We start from the raw sequence: 23174 nt of genomic DNA, 5'->3' as shown, positions 1-23174 counted from the left end.
AATGCAGCAAAAAAAACAGCGGTTAGTTCGGACTTTCCTTACCTATTTATTAAAAACGGCAGGTTATTGTTTACCCACTTTTTTGCAGTGCCACATCACAGCGACGAAAAAAGGGAGAGGCATGCAATTATCGAAAACAACCAGTGACGGCCATTCAAACCCCAACCCCCAGCGTGCAAAACTGATAGTAAGTCTTGCCTGCACGCAGGAAGAAATACGTGAGGCACAACGCCTCCGCTATCACGTTTTCATTGAAACATTCCGTTTATCTACATTAGCCAATCCTGACGCCATAAATGTCGACGAATTTGATGACTATTGCGATCATTTGATTGTACGTGATACCCAGTCATCTCGCGTGGTCGGTACATATCGTTTGATGAGTCCGACGGCGGCGCGGCGCATGGGGCGCTATTATTGCGAACAGGAATTTGATCTGAGCAATCTGAATCATTTACTTACGTGTACAACCGAAGCAGGTCATGCTTGCGTGCACCCAGACTATCGCAGTGGCAGCGTCATTATGCTGTTATGGACTGGCTTGGCGATGTATATGCAACGTGAGCGTTGTGACTATTTGATGGGTTGCGCTAGCGTGAGCTTGTCTGATGGCGGTCACAACGCCGCGGCTTTGTATCACGCGTTTACAGCAGAACATTTTGCTCCAGCCGTATATCGCGTGACCCCACATAAACCATTTCCCGTTGATAAGCACGACGTCGGGCATGTTCCGCAGATACCGCCGCTATTAAAAGGTTATTTGCGCATCGGGGCCTGGATATGTGGTGAACCGGCGTGGGACACTGAATTCAATTCGGCTGATTTCTTCCTATTATTGCCATTATCGAAGCTGGACAGTCGTTATGCGCGTCATTATCTAAAAACACAAAATTCAATATAAAATCCACGCCCAGTCCTCGTCAAATGAATGAGAAGGCACACACCAATATCGTCCTCTGCGCTGCCCCCTTTCCCCCAAAGAATTCAACCATTATGTTTTTAAAAGAAGAAAGAAACATTGCTTTCGAACTCATGCCGACATTGACGAATTTTCTTGAAGCCACCCCACTTCTTGATCTTGAGCGTGGTGACTCGAAAGTTTTAGCCGATCTGTTTAGAAGGGACGGCCAGCCAGGCCTCACAATCTCGAAGGAACTAGGTGGCAGGGGCGTCAGAGCAGTGAATATGGCGCAACTGCACACTTGGATCGGTGCTCATTGCCCTTCGTTGGCAGTGATGATGACCATGCATCACCACACAGTAGCAGGCATGATGGCGGGCAGCCGTTTCTTTCCGGACATCCAGGACTTGTTAAGCCTAGTCGCGCATGACAAGTTATTAGTTGCCTCTGGATTTTCCGAAGGACGCCCCAACGCTCATATTTTAGAATCAAAAATGACCGTGGAAAAAACGCTCGACGGCTATATCGTTAACGGAAGCAAGAAACCTTGCACGATGACGCACAACTTTGACCTCATCACGTTTGGAGTCAACCACGTTGATCCTGAGGGTCAAACTCATATCGGCATAGGTGTAGGTTTCGCTGGCGACTCAAGTATCGAACGGAAGAAGTTTTGGTCTGTACCGCATTTGCAGGCAGCCGACAGCCACGAAGTCAGGTTCAATAATTTGGTGGTTCCCGAATCCATGATGTGTTTCAGCACAGCCGTAGATGATCAACTGGATGACGCTCAACACGGAACGGGTAACCATTTGTTCGCTATCTGGTTTCAACTACTGGCTTCAGCTTCCTATCTGGGAATGGCGTCAGCTTTGGCATCACGAGCATTGTCCTGCAACAAAGGTTCACAGGATGATCGAGCCATGCTGCTCATTGATCTGCAAGGTGCCACTATGGCTTTGCGCGGCCTGGCGGGTTCGATTGATGAAAAGCGGTTTCTGCGCAGTGATTTGGCTCGTGCACAGGCAACAAGATTTTCCGTACAGGAAGCCGTGCACCGCATTAGCACTCGCGCTTTCGAGATTCTGGGGGGCATGGCATTCATGTCCTCTGAAGACGTCGCATATCTACTTGTTGTAACTCGTTTGTTCGCATTCCACCCGACATCCAGACTCGCCAGTACACCCTTCTTGTGTGAACAACTGAGTTAGGCGACGAGCACGCCGAGCTACCCGCAAGAGTCGCAAACTCGCGCTGTTGCAGGCCGACTTTGCAGGCGTACCTACCGATATCCGTCAAAGAGGTGGTCCAGCAAGCCACGATGCACCACCTGACCGCGCCTTAACCCCGCGTCAGGGATAGGTCAACGTCACCAGGTAAGCCCCGGACTGCAGCGGCTTGCCAGCAGCGTCGCTCAACAGGTAATGCCGCTCGAAGTAACGGTCCTGGCCAGCGGTGTCGACCAACAGCTTCACGTTCACCGGGGAACCCTTCGGCGCGCTGACTTTGCGCGTGGGTTCGACGCTGCTGACGCTGATGGCGGCACCGCGTGCGGACGCCGGACAATCACTGAACCCCACGGTCACCCCCGCACCGCTGGCGGTCTGGCATGCCGGTTCGACGATACTGCCGTGAAACTGGATGACGCCCGTGGCCGCCAGGCAACTACCACTGACGAGGGCAAAACACAGACTGATGCCGGCTGCTAGACGTGGACTGTTCATGGTTGACGCTCCTGGGTATGTATTAACCCTGTCGGCACGTCCAGGCAGTTTCTTGAGTTTTTAGGAATTATCTGATGGCTAATTCTTGAAAATGCCAACCTTGTCGCATCCGGATGCGCCGGGCCTCTGCGCGGCGTTTACACAGAGGCCCGGGACACTCTACAACCCCGTCCCCAACGCCTTTAGCAACGCCGGATCGCGTCCGTAAATGTCCGGCGCGTACAACAAGGCGCCCTGGCTATCCACTTGCACCGTCCAATACCCCAGCAACACCGGCACCGGGTTGGCAAGCCTGAATTCGTGGGTGACTCCGGTAGCCAACAATTGCTCGGTTCGAGCCTTCTCCGCGGGGCTCACCAGCAGGTCGCGCAGCACCATGGGCTGCTCCACCCGCACACAACCTGAACTGAATGCCCTGGGGCCCCTGCTGAACAAGGGTTGGCTCGGGGTATCGTGCAAGTACACCGAGAACGGATTGGGAAAACGCAAGACGATCCTGCCCAGCGGATTACGCGGACCGGCGTCCTGGCGCAGCAGAATATTGCCGGGGTGCGACCAGTCGACTTGCTCAGGGGACAATGGGCGCCCTTCACTGTCGAGCACGTTCAGATTGTGTTGGCGCAAGTACTCCGGGTTCAGGCGAATGGCCGGGAGCTTGTCCTCGCGCATGATAGTCGGCGGAATCGTCCAGGTGGGATTCAGGGTCAACCGGGTGATTCGCGACTTGAGCAATGGCGTTTGCCGATCGGCACGCCCGACTTGCAAACGCGTCTGCCAGACCGCGACGCCGCCCTGATAAACGCTCAACTGGGCGGCGGCGACGTTGACCAACAGGCCGTCGGGTTCCAGGTCCCGGGACAGCCAACGAAAGCGTTCCAGGTTGACCCGCAGTTGTTCGCGACGCATCGTCGGGCTGACATTGAGCTGCGTCACGGTGTCCGGGCCGATCACACCATCGGCTTGCAAGGAATGACTTGCCTGGAAGGCCTTTACCGCTTCCACCAGCTCATCCTCATATTTATCGGCAGCGCCTTGGGGCAGGCTCATCAAGTAGCCACCGTTGAACAGGCGCCGGGCCAACTCCGGCACCCGTGGATCTTCCCGGCCCGAGCGCAACAACGGCCCACTGGCGACCACGCCCCATTCAGGCACGGGTTGCCGGCGCTGGGCGGCATACGCATCGCGCAAGCTGCGATACAGCGTGGCACTCGGCCGCGCCTGATCAAACCCCGCCGCCATGTCCACCAGCCCGGCACTCGCCAATGCCAGCACCTGGGCGACAGGGTCCTGTTCCGGAGGCCGGGAATGCCAGAGCGGCTCGAACTGCGCTTGCTGCAAGCGGCCGTAATGCAGATCGTGCAGGGCTTGAAGATAGGTTTGGCTGGTCGCGAAATCGGTACAGAGCACATTGTCGGTGGTGACCGCGTCAGGCAGGCGATAATGCGCCGGGGCCAGGCCGTCGTCGGCCAACAGCTGCAACTGTTCCTCCAATGCCGGGCGACGCTGGCCTTGCGACCATAGGCCCACATTGCCCTGCTGCTGATAAAAAGCCTGTAACCGCAACTCGGCTGGCACGTCCAACCGCGCCGCTAAACCCGGGCAAACACTCGACAATTGCGCAAGAGCCAGCTGTACTGGGTTTGGCGGCTCAATCAGGCCCTCGTCGGCTGTTGCGACCAATGGTGCAACGAGCAAGCAAAGGCTCAAGTAACATGCGTGTTTTTTGAACAATGGCCTAGCTCCAATTCACGGCGGAGATGCTTGATAAAATGCTGACTCTTTACTGCCGACCCGGTCTGATCGCCGCTGTCCTGGCTGCGTTCTGCACGGGTGCCTTCGCAGAGAATGCCCAACCTCACACCTTGTATAACAGCCTGGCGCGCTCGGCTCCAGAACTCAATCCCAGTGTGCTGAAACGCGCCCTGAGTGCGATGCAATGTGCCGTCAATAATGGACAGGAACGCTCCGAACGCCTAGCTGTGATCGATTATTCGCAACCTTCGACCGCCCGTCGGCTGTGGATTTTCGATTTGCGCCAGAAGAAGCTGGTATTGCGCGATCTGGTGGCCCACGGTCAGAACTCCGGGGAAAACTTCGCCACCCAGTTCTCCAACCGTGAAGGCAGTTACCAATCCAGTCTGGGCTTGTTCCGCACTCAGGAAAGCTACAACGGCGCCCATGGTTACTCGCTGCGCATGGACGGCCTGGAGCCGGGATTCAATGATCTTGCCCGAGATCGCGCTATCGTGATTCACGCTGCCGACTACGTGAGCCCGTTATGGAGCAAGCGCCAGGGCCGCATCGGCCGCAGCCAGGGTTGCCCCGCCGTGCGGCCGCAAGTGGCGCGCCAAGTGGTGGACAAGCTCAAGGATGGCCAATTCATGTTTTCCTGGTACCCCGACCAGCGCTGGCTGAAGTCCTCGGCCTACCTCAACTGCAAGCCAAGCCAGATCGCCAGCGCCGGTTGAGGTAGTATCGGGTGAGCCAAGCCTGATCAGAGAGAGAACTTCCCATGCTTTTGCACCAATCGACCTGGATCGAGATTGGACAATTTCTCGAACGCAGCCGCACCGTGGTGATTCCCATCGGTTCCAACGAACAACACGGCCCCACTGGCCTGTTGGGAACCGATTGGATGTGCCCGGAGATCATTGCCCACCAGGCGCAAAAAAGCGCCGACATCCTGATTGGCCCGACCTTCAATATCGGCATGGCACAGCATCATCTGGGGTTTCCCGGCACTATCTCCCTGCGCCCTTCCACGTTTATCGCCGCCATTGGCGACTGGACGCGTTCGTTGGCGGCCCACAGCTTCGAGAAAATCCTCTTTCTCAACGGTCATGGCGGCAATATCGCGACCATTGAAGCGGCATTTTCCGAGCTCTACGCCGAGGCCAGCTTTGCCCGGCGGCCGGCCGGGTTCGCGTTGAAACTGTGCAACTGGTGGGACCTGGAAGGCGTCGGCGAACTAGCGCGCGCGCAGTTTCCGACAGGGCATGGCACGCACGCCACGCCTTCAGAAATCGCCATCACCCAATGGGCCTATCCCGATTCGATCAAGACCGCGGATTACTCGCCACAGATCGCTCCCTCCGGCCCGATCCGCGAGGCCCGGGACTTCCGCGCCCGCCATCCGGACGGTCGCATGGGCTCTGACCCGGCGCTGGCGACACCCCAAAAGGGCGCAGAGCTGGTGGCGTTGGCGGCCAACGGGTTGGTGAAGGCGGTAGACGCGTTCAGTCGCGAAACCCTGCCGAGCTGACGTTTTCCCCCAGGAGCGGCTTCGTCGGCGAGGTCTTTGGCGGAGAAAACGAACTTGCACGCCTTGAAAGTGACTATTTATTGAGGCGCTGGTGTCACGCCGTCTGAGACCCACAAGACTTATAAGGATCAATCCATGAAGCCCCACCAGAAAACCTTCGATCGCATCCGCGAAGCCGTGTTACCGGAGTTCCGCGATCGGGTGGCCGACTATCTGGTCGAATATGAAACAGTCTTGCAAAACCCCACCGCCGATGCGGAGCGGAGAGCGGCTACCGCCCAGCAACTGCGCGGCTACTTGCGCGGCTTGAATACGACCCGGGTGCTGGGCATGGCAGATTGGGAGGACCTGGATCGCCGGGTCGCGCAGCTGTAGGGACTACAAGTCAGGCCGTGGCTGGTTGACCCACGCCTGAACCGATGGCCGCTGCCACACACGTTGTGCATATTCCACCAAGGACGTGGGCACCGGATCGCCGTTGAGGATCAGCCGGTTGAGCATCACCGCCAGGTCCACGTCGGCGATTGACCACCGCCCAAACAGGTAGTCGCGCCCCCCCCGGCCAGCAGCAACTGCGCGGCGTCCAGCAGCTTGTGGGCCGCCAGCTGAGCGGCAGGCGACAACGGCGCGTACTGAACCCCGTAAAACACCGCCAACGTGGAGCGTTCCTGGCGAATCGGCAGCAGATCGCTGCGCAACCACGCCTGGACCTGTCGCGCCCGCGCACGTTGTTGGGCGGCTTGCGGGTACACCGGCACCTGCGGGAACACCTCATCCAGGTACTCGGTGATTGCCGAGGATTCGGACAAGGCAAAGTCGCCGTGTTCCAACGTTGGCACCCGTTGGGTCAGAGAAAGCCCGGTGTAGTTTTTCGATTGATTCTCCAGCGCGTTAAGGTCCAGCGTGCGGACTTCGAACGGCAGACCTTTTTCCCGCAGCGTCACAAATACCGACATGGCGTAGGGGCTGGTGAACTGGGTATCGACATACAAGCGCAGCGGATGATTGCTCACGGCACGATCTCCTTGGGTGAACAACCACGCTACGAGATGCCGCGCAGTAAATACAATGGCGGTTTGTTATGGGGGCATTCCCGGCTGGAATACCCAGGCCGCCTAGCCGGAAAAACCTCCGCCGTTCAAGAACGCCTGCTCTTGCTCGGTTGTCAGCCTTGCCAATACGGCATTGCGATGGGGAAACCGGCCGAAACGCTCAATGATATCGGCATGTTCCCTGGCCCATTTGTAGGTATTGGCATCCAGCTGTTTGTTCAGCGCCAGCGACCGTTGCTGATCCTCGATGTTTTCTGAATGCTCAAACGGCAGATAGCAGAACGCGCGCAGTGCCGGGTCAATCAACTGATCCAGGCCTGCGTCCACCATATGGCTCGCATAGGCTCGGGCCAGCGGATCGGTGGCAAACATATGGGCGGTGCCGCGAAATGCATTGCGTGGGTACTGATCAAGCAGGATCAGCAACGCCAGCGCACCTTCCGGCTCATCCAGCCAGTGTTCCAGTTCGCCCCGGGCGGCCTGAAAGTGAGCGTCGTGAAAAGTCTCGCGAAACCTTGTGTCGAACGCCTCATTCTTCTTGAACCAGCGTGATGGTCCGGCGGCTTTCCAGAAGGCCACGACCGTCTGTGGTGTCTCGCCAGTTGCCGGTATTTCGCGCGCGTCAGACAGGTCGGATTGCGCCACCGCCATGGCACGACTCAAGCCTGCCTTGACCGCCCTTTCCAGCCCACCCTCCTGCATCCCGACAATCCCCGCGGCGCTGACGCCCCGATACCCCTTCAAGGTCTCCAGCCACTCGGCAAACCCACGCTGGTCATCGATCATTTGACTGGCCTGCAGCACGCCATTGACCGCACGCCGTGCCACGGTTTCGGGCAACCCTTGCGCAATCGCGTCGTTATACAGCGCCTGGGCCATTAGCGCCGGATAGGACGGCCCGGTGCCGGACAAGCCGGTGAGGTAGTTAAGGTGCTGTTCGCTGGCGACCTCATCCGCCTCGCCGCAGGTTTCGAACAGCTGTTGCACCATTGCTTTGGCCGCTTCATCGACAGTCGGACTGGCCAGCCATGGCGTGTAGGAGCGCCGGATCTCCAGGGCCGCATTAGGCATGGCGCGCACTAGCCGGCGAGCGCCCGTCAGGGCCTGAATGTCCTCGAGCGAAACGCCGGCCACCAGGGAAATCAGCAAACGGTCGCCCATCTTGATATGCACCTCACGCACATCCTCGGGGCGAACCGAGAGAATCACCACATCGCTCTGATCCACCAACCATTGGTTGTCAGTGGTGATATTGACATCGCCCGGTACGCCCCGGGGTTCACCAGCCCGACCCGAACGACTGGACAGTGTCAGTGAGCCGGCGCGCACAAAACCACTGTCCACCAGCGCAGTCGCGATGGAGCGGCCGAGCCAGCCGGTGCCGCCGATGATGCCGATTGAACCCTGCATGGGAATCTCCACTGTCGCTGAATTCGATGCTCCCTACCCTAACACCTGCGAACTTGAGCGGCGCAATACGCCTCGAAAAACCGCTACAACTTAGACTCATGCCGGGGCCGCAACCCACCTGTAGAGAAGGCACGCGGGCATAAAGCACTAGCAGGAAGCATTGCTCGATAGGATGTTATAAGATAACCGATATTACCCACCTCATCCGGCGATTTCCTTTCATGAGTGATGCTGTTCCCGCTGGCCGTCTGCGCCAACGTCTGTTGTCCATCGATGCCTTGAGAGGTTTGGTGATCCTGTTCATGTTGCTGGACCACGTGCGCGAGACCTTTCTGTTGCACCGCCAGGTCGGTGACCCGATGAACATCGACACCACCGAACCTGCGCTGTTTGTCAGCCGCACCCTCGCCCACTTGTGTGCACCGGTGTTCGTGTTGCTGACCGGTCTGTCGGCGTACCTGTATGGCGAGAAATACCAGGGAAGAGCCGATGTTTCAGCGTTCCTGTTCAAGCGTGGAGTGTTCCTGGTGGTGCTGGAATTCACCTTGGTGAACTTTGCCTGGACCTTCCAGCTGCCGCCCAGCGTCATCTATATGCAAGTGATCTGGGCGATCGGCGTGAGCATGATCGCCCTCGCCGTGCTGGTCTGGCTGCCCCGTCCGTTGCTGATTGGCCTGGCGCTGGCGATCATTGCCGGACATAACCTGCTCGATGGCCTGCACTTCGCCACCGGTTCGGTGATGCATATTCCGTGGGCGATTCTGCACGACCGCGGCTGGATTGATGTCACTGACAGCCTGCGGCTGCGCACCTCATATCCGCTACTGCCGTGGATCGGTGTGATTGCGCTGGGTTACGGCATCGGCCCGTGGTTTGCCGGGGCCATGCCGGCTTCGTTGCGCCAGCGTTACTTGCTGCTGGCGGGTGCTGGCGCGATGCTGGGTTTCCTCCTGCTGCGGGTCATGAACGGTTACGGCGAGACACCTTGGCAAGTCCACGACAGCGGCGTGCAGACCTTGATGAGTTTTTTCAACATCACCAAGTACCCGCCTTCGCTGTTGTTCCTGGCGCTGACGCTGGGTGTGGGACTGTTACTGTTGCTGGCCCTCGAACGCCTCGGGCAGTCGCGCTGGGTCAGCACGCTGGCGGTGTTTGGCGCCGCGCCGATGTTCTTCTATTTACTGCACCTGTATGTGCTGAAGGTGCTGTATGTACTCGCAGTGGCGCTGTTGGGCCTGAACCAGGGCACTCACTTCGGCTTCGACAGCGTCGGCGCGGTGTGGCTGGTGGCGCTGTTGTTGCCGTTGGCGCTGTACCTGCCGGTGCGCTGGTTCGCCGGGCTTAAAGCTCGGCGACGGGATATCGCGTGGCTTAAATACCTCTGATCCAGGAAGCCCCCCTCACCCTAACCCTCTCCCCCTGGGCATAGGTACCTACACAACTTTCAGAAACTGACGATTTCTCTGTGGCGAGCGGGCTTGTCCCGCGTTGGACTGCGAAGCAGTCCCAAAACCAGCCGCTACGGAGTATCTGATACACCGCATTCGGCTTACTGGGACTGCTTCGCAGTCCAACGCGGGACAAGCCCGCTCGCCACAACCATCCTATCTGCCTGGATTTAAGCGTTGAGGCAAAATTGTGTAGGTACGGGCGAGGGGACTGACCGAAGTGTGCTGAGAAAATGGGCGACCTGAAAGACCGTTTTGATTGTAGATTCAAAGCCGATCTTCCAGGTCGCTGTAAACCGCCAATACCCCTCGGTCAGTCCCCTCTCCCTCCGGGAGAGGGTGAGGGGTGGTTCTCAAGCCAACCACAAAACCTGCATCCTTTCTGCACTGTTATCAGGCCAGCTCGCTACGCAGTTGACGCGCAGCCGTGACCATGTGGATCAACGCCGCTTCAGTCTCGGGCCAGCCACGGGTTTTCAGGCCGCAGTCAGGGTTGACCCACAACCGTTCGGCAGGGATGCGCTTGGCGGCCTTGCGCAGCAGGTTGGCCATTTCCGACGCTGGCGGCACCCGTGGCGAGTGGATGTCGTAGACACCCGGCCCTATATCGTTCGGATAGGCAAAGGCTTCAAATGCATCCAGCAACTGCATGTCCGAACGCGAGGTTTCGATGGTAATCACGTCGGCATCCATCGCCGCGATGGATTCGATGACATCGTTGAACTCGCTGTAGCACATGTGAGTGTGGATCTGGGTGTGATCCTGCACGCCGCTGGCGCACAGCCGGAACACTTCGGTGGCCCAATCCAGATAGGCCTGCCATTGCGCCTGGCGCAACGGCAAACCCTCACGGAACGCCGCTTCGTCGATCTGCACGATCTTGATGCCAGCCGCTTCAAGATCCAGTACTTCGTCACGGATCGCCAGGGCCAATTGCCGGGCTTGCACCTCGCGGCTCACGTCGTCGCGTGCAAAGGACCACATCAGCATGGTGACCGGACCGGTGAGCATGCCCTTCATCACCTTGTCGGTCAGGCCTTGGGCGTAGCGGATCCATTCCACGGTCATGGCTTTCGGGCGGCTGAGATCGCCATAAATCACAGCCGGTTTTACACACCGCGATCCGTAGCTCTGGACCCAACCGAAACGGGTAAAGGCGTAGCCGTCCAACTGCTCAGCGAAGTACTCGACCATATCGTTACGCTCGGCTTCACCGTGAACCAGCACGTCCAGGCCAAGATTTTCCTGCACTTCAACCGCGTGGCGAATCTCACTCTGCATCGCCTCGACGTATTCTGCCTGGCTCAACCTGCCGGCCTTGCAGGACTGGCGCGCCAGGCGGATCGACGCGGTTTGCGGAAACGAACCGATGGTGGTGGTCGGGAACAGCGGCAGGTTCAGACGTGTGCGCTGTCGCTCGATACGTTGGGCAAACGGCGACTGGCGCTGGCTGTCCTGGACAGTAAGCGCCGCGACCCGCGCTTGCACGGCGGGTTTGTGAATACGTGGCGACGCGGCGCGGGTAGCCTGTACGGCACGGCTTTCGGCGAATTTCGCAAGCACCTTCGGCGCCTGCGGCTGCGTCACTGCCTGGGCCAGGACGGCGACCTCTTCGCACTTCTGCACGGCGAACGCCAGCCAGCTTTTCAGTTCGCTGTCGAGCGTGTCCTCGCGGTCCAGGTCCATCGGGCTATGCAGCAACGAACAGGAAGGTGCGACCCACAGCCGATCACCCAGGCGTTGATGCGCATGCTGCAAGGTCTGCAGGGCTTTTTCCAGGTCACAGCGCCAGACGTTCCGGCCGTTGACCACGCCCAGGGACAGCACCTTATAGGCCGGCAAGCGATCGAGAATCGTCGGGTACTGCTCGGGAGCGCGCACCAGGTCAATGTGCAAACCATCGACCGGCAGATTGGCCGCCAGGCCGAGGTTCTCTTCCAGGCCACCAAAGTAAGTCGCTAGCAGTTTCTTCAGGGGGTCGCGCTGGATCTGGTTGTAGGCGCGCTCAAACGCATTTTTCCAGTCCTGCGGCAAGTCGAGCACCAGAATCGGCTCGTCAATCTGCACCCACTCCACGCCCAGCTCAGCCAGGCGCTGAAAAATCTGCCCGTACAGCGGCAGTAAACGATCGAGCAACTCGAGCTTGTCGAAGTCAGCCCCCTTGACCTTGCCCAGCCACAGATACGTCAACGGCCCGAGCACCACCGGCTTGACAGTATGTCCCAGTTCGCGGGCTTCCTGGACTTCCTCGAAGAGTTGATCCCAGCCCAGATGGAACTGCTGGTCGGCGCTGAACTCGGGCACCAGGTAGTGATAGTTGGTATCGAACCACTTGGTCATTTCCTGGGCGTGGGCACCGCCGCAGCAACTGTCACTGACACCCCGCGCCATGGCGAACAGGGTGTGCAACGTGGCATGCCCATCAGCCGGGCGAAAGCGCTGTGGAATCACGCCGAACATCAGCGAGTGCGTCAACACTTGGTCATACCAGGCAAAGTCACCGACAGGCAACAGCTCGATACCCGCGTGTTGTTGCAAGGCCCAATGGCTCTTGCGCAACTCACGGCCCACCGCACGCAGCCCGGCTTCGTCGAGTTCGCCCTTCCAGAACGCTTCCTGCGCTTTTTTCAGTTCACGATCGCGTCCAATGCGCGGAAATCCAAGGGAATGAGCGACAGCCATGACAAGAAACTCCAATGTGTTGATATGGGCTCATTGTCGGCAGTCACCAATAGTGAAACAAACTCATTTTATTTTAGTTGATCACGAGTTTCATTCATGGTGGCGTGACAGGCAAAACCTCGTTCTGCCACGCTGTCGCCTTGACCGTCACATTGAGCCTCTACCCTCAGACACCGAACGCGCAAAAACCGCTGACTAACCTTTCGATCTGAATCAAGTGCGGGCACAATGCGTGTCCTTTTTTGGCAGGCTCCGCCACAGGCTCTGAAAAATGATCAAGACACCGTATTACCTCATTGATAAGCAGAAGCTGCTGGTCAACATGCAGAAGATTGCCTACGTGCGCGAGCAGTCCGGGGCCAAGGCCCTGCTGGCACTCAAATGCTTTGGCACCTGGTCGGTGTTTGACCTGATGCAGCAATACATGGACGGTACGACCTCGTCTTCGTTGTATGAGCTCAAGCTCGGTCGCCAGAAGTTCGCGGGCGAGACTCACGCCTACAGCGTCGCCTGGGCCGACGACGAAATCGAAGAGATGCTCGCCAACTGCGACAAGATCATCTTCAACTCCATCGGTCAGTTGCAGCGCTTTGCCCAAGCGTCCGAAGGCAAGGTCCGCGGCCTGCGTGTCAACCCGCAGGTGAGCAGCTCCGATTACCTGCTGGCCGACCCCGCGCGTCCGTTCAGCCGCCTCGGCGAATGGGACCCGGTGAAGGTCGAGCAGGTCATCGAACAGATTTCCGGCTTCATGTTCCACAACAACTGCGAAAACGCTGACTTCGACCTGTTCGACAAGATGCTCGGCACTATCGAGGAGCGTTTTGGCCATCTGTTGCACAAGGTCGAGTGGGTCAGCCTGGGCGGCGGCATTCATTTCACCGGTGAAGGCTATGCCATCGACGCCTTCTGCGCGCGGCTCAAGGCGTTTTCGCAGAAGTACGGCGTGCAGGTCTACCTGGAACCGGGTGAAGCGGCGATCACCAACAGCGCCTCCCTGGAAGTCACCGTGCTCGACACCCTCTACAACGGCAAGCATCTCGCCGTGGTAGACAGCTCCATCGAAGCCCACCTGCTGGACCTGCTGATCTATCGCCTCAACGCCAAACTGGCACCGAGCGACGGTGAACACACTTACATGGTGTGCGGCAAATCCTGCCTGGCCGGGGACATTTTCGGTGAATACCAATTTGATCGTCCGCTGACCATCGGCGATCGACTGTCGTTCATCGACACGGCAGGCTACACCATGGTCAAGAAAAACTGGTTCAACGGCCTGAAAATGCCGTCCATCGTAGTGAAACAACTCGACGGTACAGTCGAAGTGGTTCGTGAGTTTGGCTTCGAAGACTACCTGTCCAGCCTTTCGTAGGCTGGCGGATAAAGGAGAGATAAAGCAATTGAAAAAGAACGTTCTTATCATTGGTGCAGGAGGTGTCGCCAAGGTGGTGGCCCACAAGTGCGCGCAGCACAACGACGAACTCGGTCGTATTGCCATCGCGTCGCGCAACATCTCCAAATGCCAGGCCATCATCGACAGCGTCAAGGCCAAGGGTAGCCTCAAGCAACCCGCGGATATCAAAGCCTTCGCGCTGAACGCCCTGGACGTGGAAGCGACCAAGGCACTGATCCGCGAGACCGAATCGCAGATCGTCATCAACGTCGGCTCCGCCTTCCTCAACATGTCGGTGCTGCGCGCCTGCATCGATACCGGCGTGGCTTACCTGGACACCGCCATCCACGAAGAGCCGGGCAAGGTCTGCGAGACTCCGCCGTGGTACGGCAACTACGAATGGAACCACCTGGAGGAGTGCAAGCAGAAGAACATCACTGCGATCCTCGGCGTGGGTTTTGATCCAGGTGTCGTCAACGCCTATGCGGCGCTGGCACAACAACAGCATTTCGACCGCATTGATTCGATCGATATTCTCGACGTCAACGCTGGCTCCCATGGCAAATATTTCGCCACCAATTTCGACCCGGAAATCAACTTCCGCGAATTCACCGGACAGGTGTGGAGCTGGCAGAACAGCCAGTGGACCAGCAACACCATGTTCGAAGTCAAACGCACTGACGACCTGCCGGTAGTCGGTTCGCAGAACCTGTACCTGACCGGCCACGATGAAGTGCACTCGCTGTCGAAAAACCTCGACGTGCCCAACGTGCGTTTCTGGATGAGCTTCGGCGAACACTACATCAATGTGTTCACCGTACTGAAAAACCTCGGCCTGCTTTCCGAGAAACCGGTCACCACCGCCGAAGGCCTGGAAGTCGTGCCGCTGAAACTGGTCAAGGCCGTGCTGCCTGATCCGTCTTCGCTGGCACCGGGCTACACCGGCAAGACCTGCATCGGCGACCTGGTCAAGGGCACCAAGGACGGCCAGCCGCGCGAGCTGTTCATCTATAACGTGGCCGACCACGAAGACGCCTACGCCGAGACCGACAGCCAGGGCATTTCCTACACTGCCGGCGTACCGCCGGTAGCCGCCGCGCTGCTGGTCGCCCGTGGCGAATGGGATGTGCAACGCATGGCCAACGTGGAAGAACTGCCGGCCGAGCCGTTCCTCAAGGCGCTGGATGTGATGGGCCTGCCGACTCGGATCAAAGACGAGCACGGCGACCGTCCGTGGGACGCTATCGCCTGATAGTGTGCTGAAAGCAAGCTGCGCCCTGATCGGGCGCAGCTTGTTGTTGAACGTTCATGGGCTGCGCCAGCTCACGCCGGGCTACGATAACGCTCCGCGACTTGCCCTTGGCGCAACTGCCCCAGCAAACCTTGACGTGCGCCCTGAAGATCATCCCAACGTTGCGCGTCGTGCAGCGGCGGAATCGTCACCCCTTCACGGCGATCGAAGCCGAGCAAGGCTGCGTCCACCAAATCCCCCACCTCCATCACCTCAGGCAGCGTATTGATGTCGACGCCCGAGCGTTCCCAGATTTCCGTGCGCGTAGCCGCCGGCAGCACCGCTTGCACATACACACCTTGCGGCGACAACTCCAGGCTCATGCCTTGGGACAGGAAATGCACAAACGCCTTGGTCGCTCCGTAGACCGTCATCCCCAGCTCCGGCGCCAGGCCCACCACTGACCCGATATTGACGATCGCCCCCTCGCCCGCCTTCGCCAATCGGGGTGCGATGGCGCTGGCCAGACGTACCAGCGCGGTGGTGTTGAGGGTTACCAACTGTTCCAGGCTGGCGGGTGTTTGCGCGAGGAAATTCCCGGTCTGAGCCATGCCGGCGTTGTTGATGAGGATGCCGATTCTTGTGTCTTCGCGCAGCCGCGCTTCCACGCCGCTCAAGTCATCCGCAAGGGTCAGGTCAGCCTTGATGACATCGATGCTCACGCCGTGTTCCTGGCGTAGGCGCGTGGCCAGCACGTCCAGGCGCGCCTTGTCGCGGGCGACCAGCACCAGATCGTGACCACGTGCGGCGAAGCGTTCAGCGTAGACGGCGCCAATGCCGCTGGAAGCGCCGGTAATGAGTACAGCTGCGGAAGTCGTCATATAGGAAGTCTCTTGCTCGGGGTAGGACAGACCGCAATATGCAATCTGTTAGAGGGCGAAATTATGATTACAGTCATAATCTAAACCGTCAAGTATTTTGATGATGAGCATCATCCATGTATAGTGAGCGGCATATGGCCCGTATTCAGAGGCAGGAGGTAAGCCCAATGAAAGTCACCAAGGCGCAGGCGCAGGCCAATCGGGCGCACATCGTCGAGACAGCGGCCCGCTTGTTTCGTGAACGGGGTTATGACGGCGTGGGTGTGGCGGACCTGATGGCAGCGGCCGGATTTACCCATGGCGGGTTCTACAAGCACTTCAAGTCCAAGGCCGACCTGATGGCCGAAGCGGCGGCCTTTGGCCTGGCGCAGTCAACCCAGACGGCCGCGCAGAGCGACGCCGCCAGCTTTATCGCGTACTACCTGTCCCGCGAACACCGCGACGCACCCGGCGCCGGTTGCACCTTCGCGGCCCTGAGCGGCGATGCCGCGCGGCAATCGGCGGAGCTCAAAGCCACCTTTGCCGACGCGATCGAACGGATGCTGGCGCAGCCGGCACCCGCCGACACCGTGCTGGACGAAGCCGCCTTGCGCTGCGTAAAAATCCAGCGCATGGCGCAAATGATCGGCACGCTGATACTGTCCCGCACCTGCCCGGATGACTCGCCGTTGGCGGATGAGATTCTCGAGGTGGGTCGCCACTGGGCCCTGGCGCACAGCGACGCAGTATAGATATCTGATCAAAGACAGCCCCCCCGCATCACCCAAGCCACGACACCAGCCGGCTTCACCAAGCGGCTCATCGTGCGATCAACCATTACCTGAAACCAACAAACCCACCGCACTCGCGTGCGATGGCTTATTTACCATGCGTGGGGATCTGGACGGCGAGACCTTATTGGTCAACGCCGCACAGGACCTGGCATCAATCAACGTGATCGCCGCGCACCTGGCCTTTGAAGTCGACGGCACTCAACGCAACATAGCGCTGGGTATTTGCCGGATGTTGGAAGGTGTACAGATGCTGGTAGACAAGGCGTTCGCCGAATGCGCGCAACGTGGCTGAAGACAGATTGCCGGATCGCTTCCAGCCATGCGGGAGCGATCCATCCCGTTAAAACACCGACCACCCGATCCGCTCGCTCAACAACTCCAGTGCCTTCATCCCCGCCAACGAATTGCCCGCCGCATTCAACTCCGGCGACCATACGCAGACTGTAAACTGCCCCGGTACCACCGCGACAATGCCGCCACCGACACCACTTTTGCCCGGCAACCCGACGCGATAAGCAAAATTACCCGCCTCGTCATACAGCCCGCTGGTGGCCATGATCGAGTTGACCTGCTTGGTCTGTCGCGGCGTCAGGATGCGTTCGCCGCTGTGGGTACACACGCCTTCATTAGCCAGGAAACAGAACGCCTTGGCCAGGTCCAGGCAGCTCATCTGCAGGGCACAATAGTTGAAGTAACTGTGCAGCACCGCGTCCACATCGTTGTGGAAGTTGCCGAAGGATTTCATCAGATAAGCCATGGCCGCGTTGCGCGCACCGTGCTGGGCTTCCGATTCGGCCACGACGCTGTTGACCAGCACTTGCGGGTTACCCGATAAGCGCCGGACAAAGTCGCGCATGGACAGGATCGGCACGGCAAAGCGCGATTGGTTGATGTCGCAGATCACCAGGGCGCCGGCGTTGATAAAGGGATTACGCGGGCGACCACGCTCGAACTCCAGCTGCACCATCGAATTGAACGGCTGCCCGGATGGCTCGTGTCCCAGGCGCTCCCAGATGGCTTCGCCGGAATGCTCGATGGCCTGCACCAGGCTGAAGACCTTGGAAATGCTCTGCACCGAAAACAGCGTATGGGCATCGCCGGCACAGTAGTACTCGCCATCGTTGCCGTAGACCGCAACCCCCAATTGCTGGGCCGGTACATCGGCAAGGGCGGGAATGTAGTCGGCGACTTTGCCTTGTCCGATCAGCGGACGAACTTCGTCGAGGATCGATTCCAGCAGCGCCTGCATGTGTAGTCCTGTCATGGTTAAAAAGAGCAGTAATAAGCGGGGCGTGGAGGATACCTGAAATACAGGCCGCGCTTGACAGCCGCGCAGCGTACACATAAAGATACAGGTCTCACTCAGGGTGTACGCCGTCATGCCTACAACGTCCGACTTCGACTTTTCCGTCATTGGCTTGAATGCCAAGGCGCAAGGTTGCGTTGCGCACGCCCTGAAATCGAAGAAACAGTCGCTCATGTGACCGGGGCGCGCTGTCCCGTCAGATGAGCTGACAGGACATCGAGCGCGACGGACCCCACCTCCTCTTGCTTATCCCCTCTGCCCTTCTGACGGTGACTTGATCGGTCAACTATCAGGAGAGTGTGCATGTCAGCGTTTCAAGGTATCTGGGTTCCCGTCGTCACGCCGTTCCATCACGGCGCCATTGATTTCGTCGGGCTGCGGCGGCTGGTCGGTCACCTGCTGGAAAAGGGTGTGCACGGGATCATGGTCTGCACCACCACCGGCGAAGCCGCGGCCCTGGCCAGGCAGGAGCAATTAGCCGTGCTGGATGCGGTGCTCGAGCTCGTGCCGGCACACCGCGTGGTGATGGGGCTGTCGGGCAATAACCTGATTGAACTGCTGCAGTTTCAGCGCGAGATCCAGAAGCGTCCGCTGGCCGGGTTGCTGGTGCCGGCACCGAGCTATATCCGCCCTTCCCAGGCCGGGCTCGAGGCCTTTTTCCAGACCGTGGCTGATGCCTCCAGGGTGCCGATCATTTTGTATGACATCCCGTACCGCACCGGGATTGCCTTCGAACGGGCCACATTGCTGAACATCGTGAGCCATGAGCGGATCGTCGCGATCAAGGATTGCGGCGGCAACCTGGCCACCACCCTGGCGCTGCTGGACAGCGGCCAGGTCGATATCCTGTGTGGTGAGGACGTGCAGATGTTCAGCGCCTTGTGCCTTGGCGCCACGGGGCTGATCGCGGCCTCGGCGCATATTCACAGCGAGAAATTCGTAACGCTCTACCAGCAGATCCGCGACGGCCAACTGGACGCGGGCAGGCAGACTTTCTTCAGGTTGTTGCCGCTGATCAACGGCCTGTTCAGTGAACCCAACCCCGCACCGGTCAAAGCCGCCTTGGCCCTTGAAGGCCTGATCGACAGCGAACTGCGGGCGCCGATGCAAGGTGCCAGCGAAGCATTGAAAGCGCATTTGCGAAGCGTGCTTGGCACCCTGTAAGGCCTACTTGATCCGGTAATGGAAGGTATTGCGCACCGCTGGCACGGCGACCGACTTGCCAGCAATCACCCGTGGCTGATAACGAAAGGTGCTGGCCGCCGCCAATGAGGGTCGGATAAACAGCGGGTGGCAGCCGTCCAGCACCTTGGGGTTTTCCACCCTGCCTTGGGGATTGACGGTGTACTCCACCGAACAATCGCCCTCGAGGTTCTTGTCCAGGGCGCGTTGAGGATAGTCCGGCGCTTCCTTGCTCAGGGGCAGGTATTGGCGGCTATCGGCAGCGGCTTGGGCGGCGGCTTGTCGCCGGGCGCGGTCCGCGGCCAATCGCGCTTGCTGCTGTGCCTGTTGTTGTGCCTGTTGTTGCGCCCGCTCCTCGGCCTGGCGCTGCTGTTCCAACTCGCGATTGTGCCGTGCTGTTTCCTGCTGCTGACGTTGTTGCTGGATTTTTTTGTCCTCGACTCGCTTGCGCGCCAGCGCGGCCTGTTCCAGTTTTCGTGCCTGGACGTGCGGATCGACAGCCGGTTTCGGTGGAGCCGCGATCACGGGCTCAAGCGCTGGCGCAGGTGCAACGGCCGCCTGGACCGGAACAGGCGCCGGGGGTGGCGAGGCTGGCGGCAACATCACCAACTGCGTATGCAAAACCTGCGGTGCCTCGACCGGCGGCGGCGGCTGAAACCCGCCGCGCACCAGCAACCCGAGCACTGCCACGTGCAACACCACGGCGAAACCGGCAGCGAAACCGTGTCGCCAGAAACCGTCGCGCGGTGCAACGGCCAAGATCAGGCTCGGCCCCGGCATGATCATCGAGGTCATTGCGGCGCCTCGGTCACCAGCCCCAGATTGCTCACACCACTCTTCTGCAAGACGGCCATAGCGGCCACCACCTGGCCGTAACCGGCACGTTCATCGGCGCGGATATAGACCAGGGTATCGCTACGCTCGGCAACGATGCGCGCCACCTTGGCCCCCATCTCATCCAGCGTCACGGCGCTGTCGGTCTGGTGCTCCGTGTCCAGTTCGCCACCGAGGTTCCAGTAGTAACCGCCGTCGGCCTTCACCGACACGGTAAGGATCTGCTGGCGGGTATCCGTGGCCAGGGCCTCGGCGGCGACCTTGGGCAATTCGATTTTCACGCCTTGGGTCAACATCGGCGCGGTGACCATGAAGATCACCAGCAGCACCAGCATCACATCGATATAGGGCACCACGTTCATTTCCGCCTTGGGCCCGTGCTTGCGTTGCGGCTTGACTAACATGGCAAGGCTCCGGTTCAGGCGGCTGCGGCCAGGTTCGAGGAATGGCCGCGCACGCTGCGATGCAGGCGCACCTGCAGTTCGTTGCCGAACGCGTAGTAGCGAGTCAGCAAGGTTTGGCTGCGCGCCGAAAAACGGTTGTAGGCAATTACCGCGGGAATCGCCGCGAACAGGCCAATCGCGGTGGCAATCAACGCTTCGGCAATGCCGGGTGCCACGGTCGACAATGTCGCCTGCTGCACCTGAGACAGGCCGATGAACGAATTCATGATGCCCCACACCGTGCCGAACAAACCGATGTAAGGGCTGACCGAACCCACCGTGGCGAGAAACTGCAAGCCTTTCTCCAGTTCCACTTCCTGCTCGGTGATTGCCACTTGCAGCGCCCGCTCCACACCTTCCAGCACGCCCTCGCCATGGCCTTGCAAATGCTCGAATTCCTGAATCCCGGCAACGAAGATCGGCGCGATCCCGCCTGCGGTTTGTTGCACGGTTTCACGGTACAACGCGTGGACCTCAGCGGTGCCGCGAAAGCGCTGCACGAACTGGTTCATCTGGCGCTCCATGCGCCGCAGTACGCTGGCGCGCTGCACGATCAAGTACCAACTGACCAACGAGGCCGCGAGCAACGTGAGCATCACAGCCTTGACCAACAGGCTGGCGTCACTGATCAGTCCCCAGATCGTCATATGTTCCAATGTGGCGTGCATGAAGAAACTCCTAGAGCGGCTATTCGATAAAAAAACGGTGACCGATTGATGACAGGCTCAAGGCAATTTCAGCGCCTTGGTGACCTCGGCCCAAGGCACGAACTTGAAGTTCTGGGTCTGCTCGGGCATGCGCTTGCGGCCGTCCTGCACCACCAGCATGCCTTGGCTCCACGGCCCGCCGAGGTTGATCGCGGTGACTTCCAGGCCGTCGGTTTCCGAGGCCCCATCGATACCCGCCGAAGCGTTCAGGCCCACGCGAAACGCCCCACGGCTGACAAACGGCGGCTCAGCGTCCAGCACCAGATAACTGTCATTGCCTTGGCTGGAGATCACCAGGTAGTCGCGACCATTGCTCTGGTACAGCGCCAGGCCTTCGACATCGGCCTTCAGTTGCTCTGCGACCTTGATCACACTGCTCAACCGCGCCGGCTGATCGGCACGGGCATCCACCGCCCAGACCCCAACATCTTCTTCACCAATGAACAGACGCTGGCGCTGGTCGTCGGCCACACAGCCTTCAGGCTGGCTGTCGACCTTGAATTGGCGCACCAGTTGCCCTTCTACCCGACCCTGCGGCGCGCTCAGGCGGTATTGCAGGAAGGTGCCGTCCTTGTCATTGGCGATGGCATATATCTCACCGCTGGCTGGCTGGAACAGGCAGATGCCATAGATCGCTTTCAGTGGTGTCGGAATTTCCCCGGCCTCGCTGATCTGGCCTGTGCGCCGGTCAATGCTGAACAGACTGAGGCTGTTGTGATCACGATTGCTCGCCACCGCAAGGTCGACCGTGCGTTGGCCGAGCTTGAAATTCGCGCGTACATCCACGTTATTCAAGCGCCCTACCGCCAGCTCCTGCAACAGCTTGCCATCGAGGTCATAGGCCAACAGACCTTGCTTCTTGTTGGTGCCCAGCACTCGGCTTTGGGCGGGATGCTCGGGGTGAATCCAGATCGCCGGGTCATCCGCCGCATCCCCCTGACGCCCCACCGGCTCGCTCTGGCGGATCGCGGCCACTTCCGGCAACACCGGCGGCAATCGCACGGGCTTGGCTTGCCAGTTGAGCGCCGTTTGATAGAAACGCCCGTCATCGTCATCGCGCAGCAGCACTTGCAGACCGCTGGCAGTGGCCCGCACGGCAAGGTTTTCCGGTTCTTTCAGTTCTGCAAGGGCAAGGCTCGACGCGAGGCTCCAGCGCGTGCCTTGCTGCTGATAAAGGTGCAACTTGCCGGCGTTGGGGTCCAACGCCACGACACCTCCGGGCACCACCGCCATGGCGCCGGCGGCATGTTTTTCGACCGTATCGAAAATCGCCACGGGACGGCGAGTGGCATCGGCTTCCGGGTGTGCCGGGTAGGCCCACCAACCGACGTTTTCTTCGTTGACCAGCAGTTGCTGGGCGGCGTCGTCCACCTGACAGAACTGCGCCGCTGGCGGCAACGGCAAACCCCGTACGCGCTGTGGTTCGGCCAGCAATGTCGAGCCGTTCCCTACCAGCCATTGCTCGCCCTTGCCTTCTTCACCGACCAGGAACAGAAACAGATTGGCCGCCGAGTCGCGGGACAGGCACACGCCGTTGACCGCATAGTCGCGGCTCGGCAAATACAGCGGCGCTCCCCATTCGCCGGTGCTCGGATCAAGGCTGATCAGCAGCGCTTGCTGGCGATCGTTGTCCAGGCTCGCCACCAGTACGTGTTGACCAGCGGCGCGGCTGTCGAGGCTACTGAAGTGACCATTGAAGCGGGCCAGTTCGGCGCCCTTGGCATCCAGCAAGAGCAGGCCATCGCGCTCGCTGGCGGCCAGGCGCTGGTCGTCGGTCGGGAGGAAGCTCACGGCCTGGGCGTCGAGCGCAGGCGCCCAGGGCGTCAGGGCCAGGTCGGCAGCCACCGCATGGGCGCACGCAAGGCTGATCAGGGCGGTTGGCAAATAATGCTTGGCACGTTTCATTAACGGGGAAAATCCTTATCAAAGACTACAAGGCGATAGCTCG

21 protein-coding genes and 2 pseudogenes are annotated in these 23174 nt (G+C 59.5%); 11 read left to right on the top strand and 12 right to left on the bottom strand.

The genetic code is table 11. From position 1 onward, the window contains the following. Position 1 precedes the first annotated feature (1 nt). Together BLU75_RS08330 and BLU75_RS08325 are read left to right on the top strand one after the other, a co-directional pair. Positions 2-901 carry a GNAT family N-acetyltransferase gene (locus BLU75_RS08330; RefSeq protein WP_231982628.1) on the top strand — a complete coding sequence of 300 codons (900 nt, stop codon included), beginning with the start codon at positions 2-4 and terminating at the stop codon, positions 899-901. A 23-nt stretch (positions 902-924) separates the two neighbouring features. Then, entirely contained in the window at positions 925-2112 is a 1188-nt protein-coding gene (locus BLU75_RS08325) for an acyl-CoA dehydrogenase family protein (protein WP_130909274.1), read from the top strand. Positions 2113-2253: 141 nt separating this feature from the next. Here the strand turns inward: BLU75_RS08325 and BLU75_RS08320 are convergent, their stop codons facing one another. Both BLU75_RS08320 and BLU75_RS08315 read right to left on the bottom strand, forming a co-directional pair. Beyond that, positions 2254-2625 carry a hypothetical protein gene (locus BLU75_RS08320; protein WP_084377866.1) on the bottom strand — a complete coding sequence of 124 codons (372 nt, stop codon included), beginning with the start codon at positions 2623-2625 and terminating at the stop codon, positions 2254-2256. A gap of 159 nt (positions 2626-2784) precedes the next feature. Then, a complete protein-coding gene (locus BLU75_RS08315; protein ID WP_090221412.1) occupies positions 2785-4356 on the bottom strand; it encodes a L,D-transpeptidase family protein in 1572 nt (523 codons plus the stop codon). Between the two features lie 38 nt (positions 4357-4394). Between BLU75_RS08315 and BLU75_RS08310 the strand changes: the two genes are divergently transcribed. The 3 genes from BLU75_RS08310 (at position 4395) to BLU75_RS08300 (ending at position 6262) form a co-directional block, all read left to right on the top strand. Further along, positions 4395-5093, top strand: a complete 699-nt coding sequence (locus BLU75_RS08310; RefSeq protein ID WP_084378064.1) for a murein L,D-transpeptidase catalytic domain family protein — start codon at positions 4395-4397, stop codon at positions 5091-5093. Between the two features lie 44 nt (positions 5094-5137). After that, a complete protein-coding gene (locus BLU75_RS08305) occupies positions 5138-5887 on the top strand; it encodes a creatininase family protein (RefSeq protein ID WP_084377870.1) in 750 nt (249 codons plus the stop codon). A 135-nt stretch (positions 5888-6022) separates the two neighbouring features. Then, positions 6023-6262 carry a hypothetical protein gene (locus BLU75_RS08300; RefSeq protein ID WP_084377872.1) on the top strand — a complete coding sequence of 80 codons (240 nt, stop codon included), beginning with the start codon at positions 6023-6025 and terminating at the stop codon, positions 6260-6262. Between the two features lie 3 nt (positions 6263-6265). Here BLU75_RS08300 and yfcF read toward each other — a convergent pair. The 3 genes and pseudogenes from yfcF to BLU75_RS08290 all read right to left on the bottom strand — a co-directional run. Beyond that, positions 6266-6843 (bottom strand): annotated as a pseudogene (gene yfcF, locus BLU75_RS08295) (glutathione transferase). Between the two features lie 159 nt (positions 6844-7002). Beyond that, positions 7003-7590, bottom strand: coding sequence for a DUF924 family protein (locus tag BLU75_RS27565; protein WP_174580144.1), 588 nt, complete (start codon positions 7588-7590; stop codon positions 7003-7005). A 45-nt stretch (positions 7591-7635) separates the two neighbouring features. After that, positions 7636-8349, bottom strand: a pseudogene (locus BLU75_RS08290) (pyrroline-5-carboxylate reductase family protein); the annotation flags it as partial. 221 nt (positions 8350-8570) lie between these two features. On the opposite strand from BLU75_RS08290, the gene BLU75_RS08285 reads away from it, so the two are divergent. Then, positions 8571-9734 carry a DUF1624 domain-containing protein gene (locus BLU75_RS08285; protein ID WP_084377877.1) on the top strand — a complete coding sequence of 388 codons (1164 nt, stop codon included), beginning with the start codon at positions 8571-8573 and terminating at the stop codon, positions 9732-9734. Positions 9735-10190: 456 nt separating this feature from the next. On the opposite strand, the gene metE is transcribed toward BLU75_RS08285, so the two are convergent. Continuing rightward, on the bottom strand, positions 10191-12479 hold the full coding sequence (gene metE, locus BLU75_RS08280; RefSeq protein WP_084377879.1) for a 5-methyltetrahydropteroyltriglutamate--homocysteine S-methyltransferase: 2289 nt from the start codon (positions 12477-12479) through the stop codon (positions 10191-10193). A gap of 271 nt (positions 12480-12750) precedes the next feature. Here metE and BLU75_RS08275 point away from each other — a divergent pair, with 271 nt between their 5' ends. Beyond that, positions 12751-13848 carry a carboxynorspermidine decarboxylase gene (locus tag BLU75_RS08275; protein WP_084377881.1) on the top strand — a complete coding sequence of 366 codons (1098 nt, stop codon included), beginning with the start codon at positions 12751-12753 and terminating at the stop codon, positions 13846-13848. A gap of 28 nt (positions 13849-13876) precedes the next feature. Then, the gene (locus BLU75_RS08270) at positions 13877-15121 is read left to right on the top strand and encodes a saccharopine dehydrogenase family protein (RefSeq protein ID WP_084377883.1); all 1245 of its coding nucleotides are present in this window, start codon (positions 13877-13879) and stop codon (positions 15119-15121) included. Positions 15122-15192: 71 nt separating this feature from the next. Here BLU75_RS08270 and BLU75_RS08265 read toward each other — a convergent pair whose 3' ends face one another. Beyond that, complete coding sequence (locus tag BLU75_RS08265) at positions 15193-15981, bottom strand: SDR family NAD(P)-dependent oxidoreductase (RefSeq protein ID WP_084377885.1); 789 nt, start codon at positions 15979-15981, stop codon at positions 15193-15195. A gap of 167 nt (positions 15982-16148) precedes the next feature. On the opposite strand from BLU75_RS08265, the gene BLU75_RS08260 reads away from it, so the two are divergent. After that, positions 16149-16712 (top strand): TetR family transcriptional regulator, encoded by a 564-nt coding sequence (locus tag BLU75_RS08260; RefSeq protein WP_084377887.1) that lies wholly within the window; start codon positions 16149-16151, stop codon positions 16710-16712. A 136-nt stretch (positions 16713-16848) separates the two neighbouring features. Next, on the top strand, positions 16849-17046 hold the full coding sequence (locus BLU75_RS08255; protein WP_084377889.1) for a DUF6124 family protein: 198 nt from the start codon (positions 16849-16851) through the stop codon (positions 17044-17046). Positions 17047-17094: 48 nt separating this feature from the next. Here BLU75_RS08255 and glsB read toward each other — a convergent pair whose 3' ends face one another. Next, positions 17095-18003, bottom strand: coding sequence for a glutaminase B (gene glsB / locus BLU75_RS08250; RefSeq protein ID WP_084377891.1), 909 nt, complete (start codon positions 18001-18003; stop codon positions 17095-17097). A 360-nt stretch (positions 18004-18363) separates the two neighbouring features. On the opposite strand from glsB, the gene dapA reads away from it, so the two are divergent. Beyond that, positions 18364-19224, top strand: coding sequence for a 4-hydroxy-tetrahydrodipicolinate synthase (dapA, locus tag BLU75_RS08245; RefSeq protein ID WP_084377893.1), 861 nt, complete (start codon positions 18364-18366; stop codon positions 19222-19224). A 3-nt stretch (positions 19225-19227) separates the two neighbouring features. Here dapA and BLU75_RS08240 read toward each other — a convergent pair whose 3' ends face one another. Genes BLU75_RS08240 through BLU75_RS08225 form a run of 4 tightly spaced genes read right to left on the bottom strand, consistent with a single transcriptional unit; the run spans position 19228 to position 23131 of the window. Then, on the bottom strand, positions 19228-20037 hold the full coding sequence (locus BLU75_RS08240; protein ID WP_084377895.1) for an energy transducer TonB: 810 nt from the start codon (positions 20035-20037) through the stop codon (positions 19228-19230). Further along, on the bottom strand, positions 20034-20480 hold the full coding sequence (gene tolR, locus BLU75_RS08235) for a protein TolR (protein WP_084377897.1): 447 nt from the start codon (positions 20478-20480) through the stop codon (positions 20034-20036). The genes BLU75_RS08240 and tolR overlap by 4 nt, the downstream gene beginning before the upstream one ends. Positions 20481-20494: 14 nt before the next feature. Further along, entirely contained in the window at positions 20495-21187 is a 693-nt protein-coding gene (gene tolQ, locus BLU75_RS08230) for a protein TolQ (RefSeq protein WP_090221411.1), read from the bottom strand. A 57-nt stretch (positions 21188-21244) separates the two neighbouring features. Further along, positions 21245-23131: a phytase gene (locus BLU75_RS08225; RefSeq protein WP_084377901.1), complete on the bottom strand. Its 1887-nt coding sequence runs from the start codon at positions 23129-23131 to the stop codon at positions 21245-21247. Between the last annotated feature and the right edge of the window lie 43 nt (positions 23132-23174).

Source organism: Pseudomonas mucidolens (assembly GCF_900106045.1).
Taxonomy (GTDB): Bacteria; Pseudomonadota; Gammaproteobacteria; order Pseudomonadales; family Pseudomonadaceae; genus Aquipseudomonas; species Aquipseudomonas mucidolens.
This window is presented reverse-complemented; position numbering and strand designations above follow the sequence as displayed.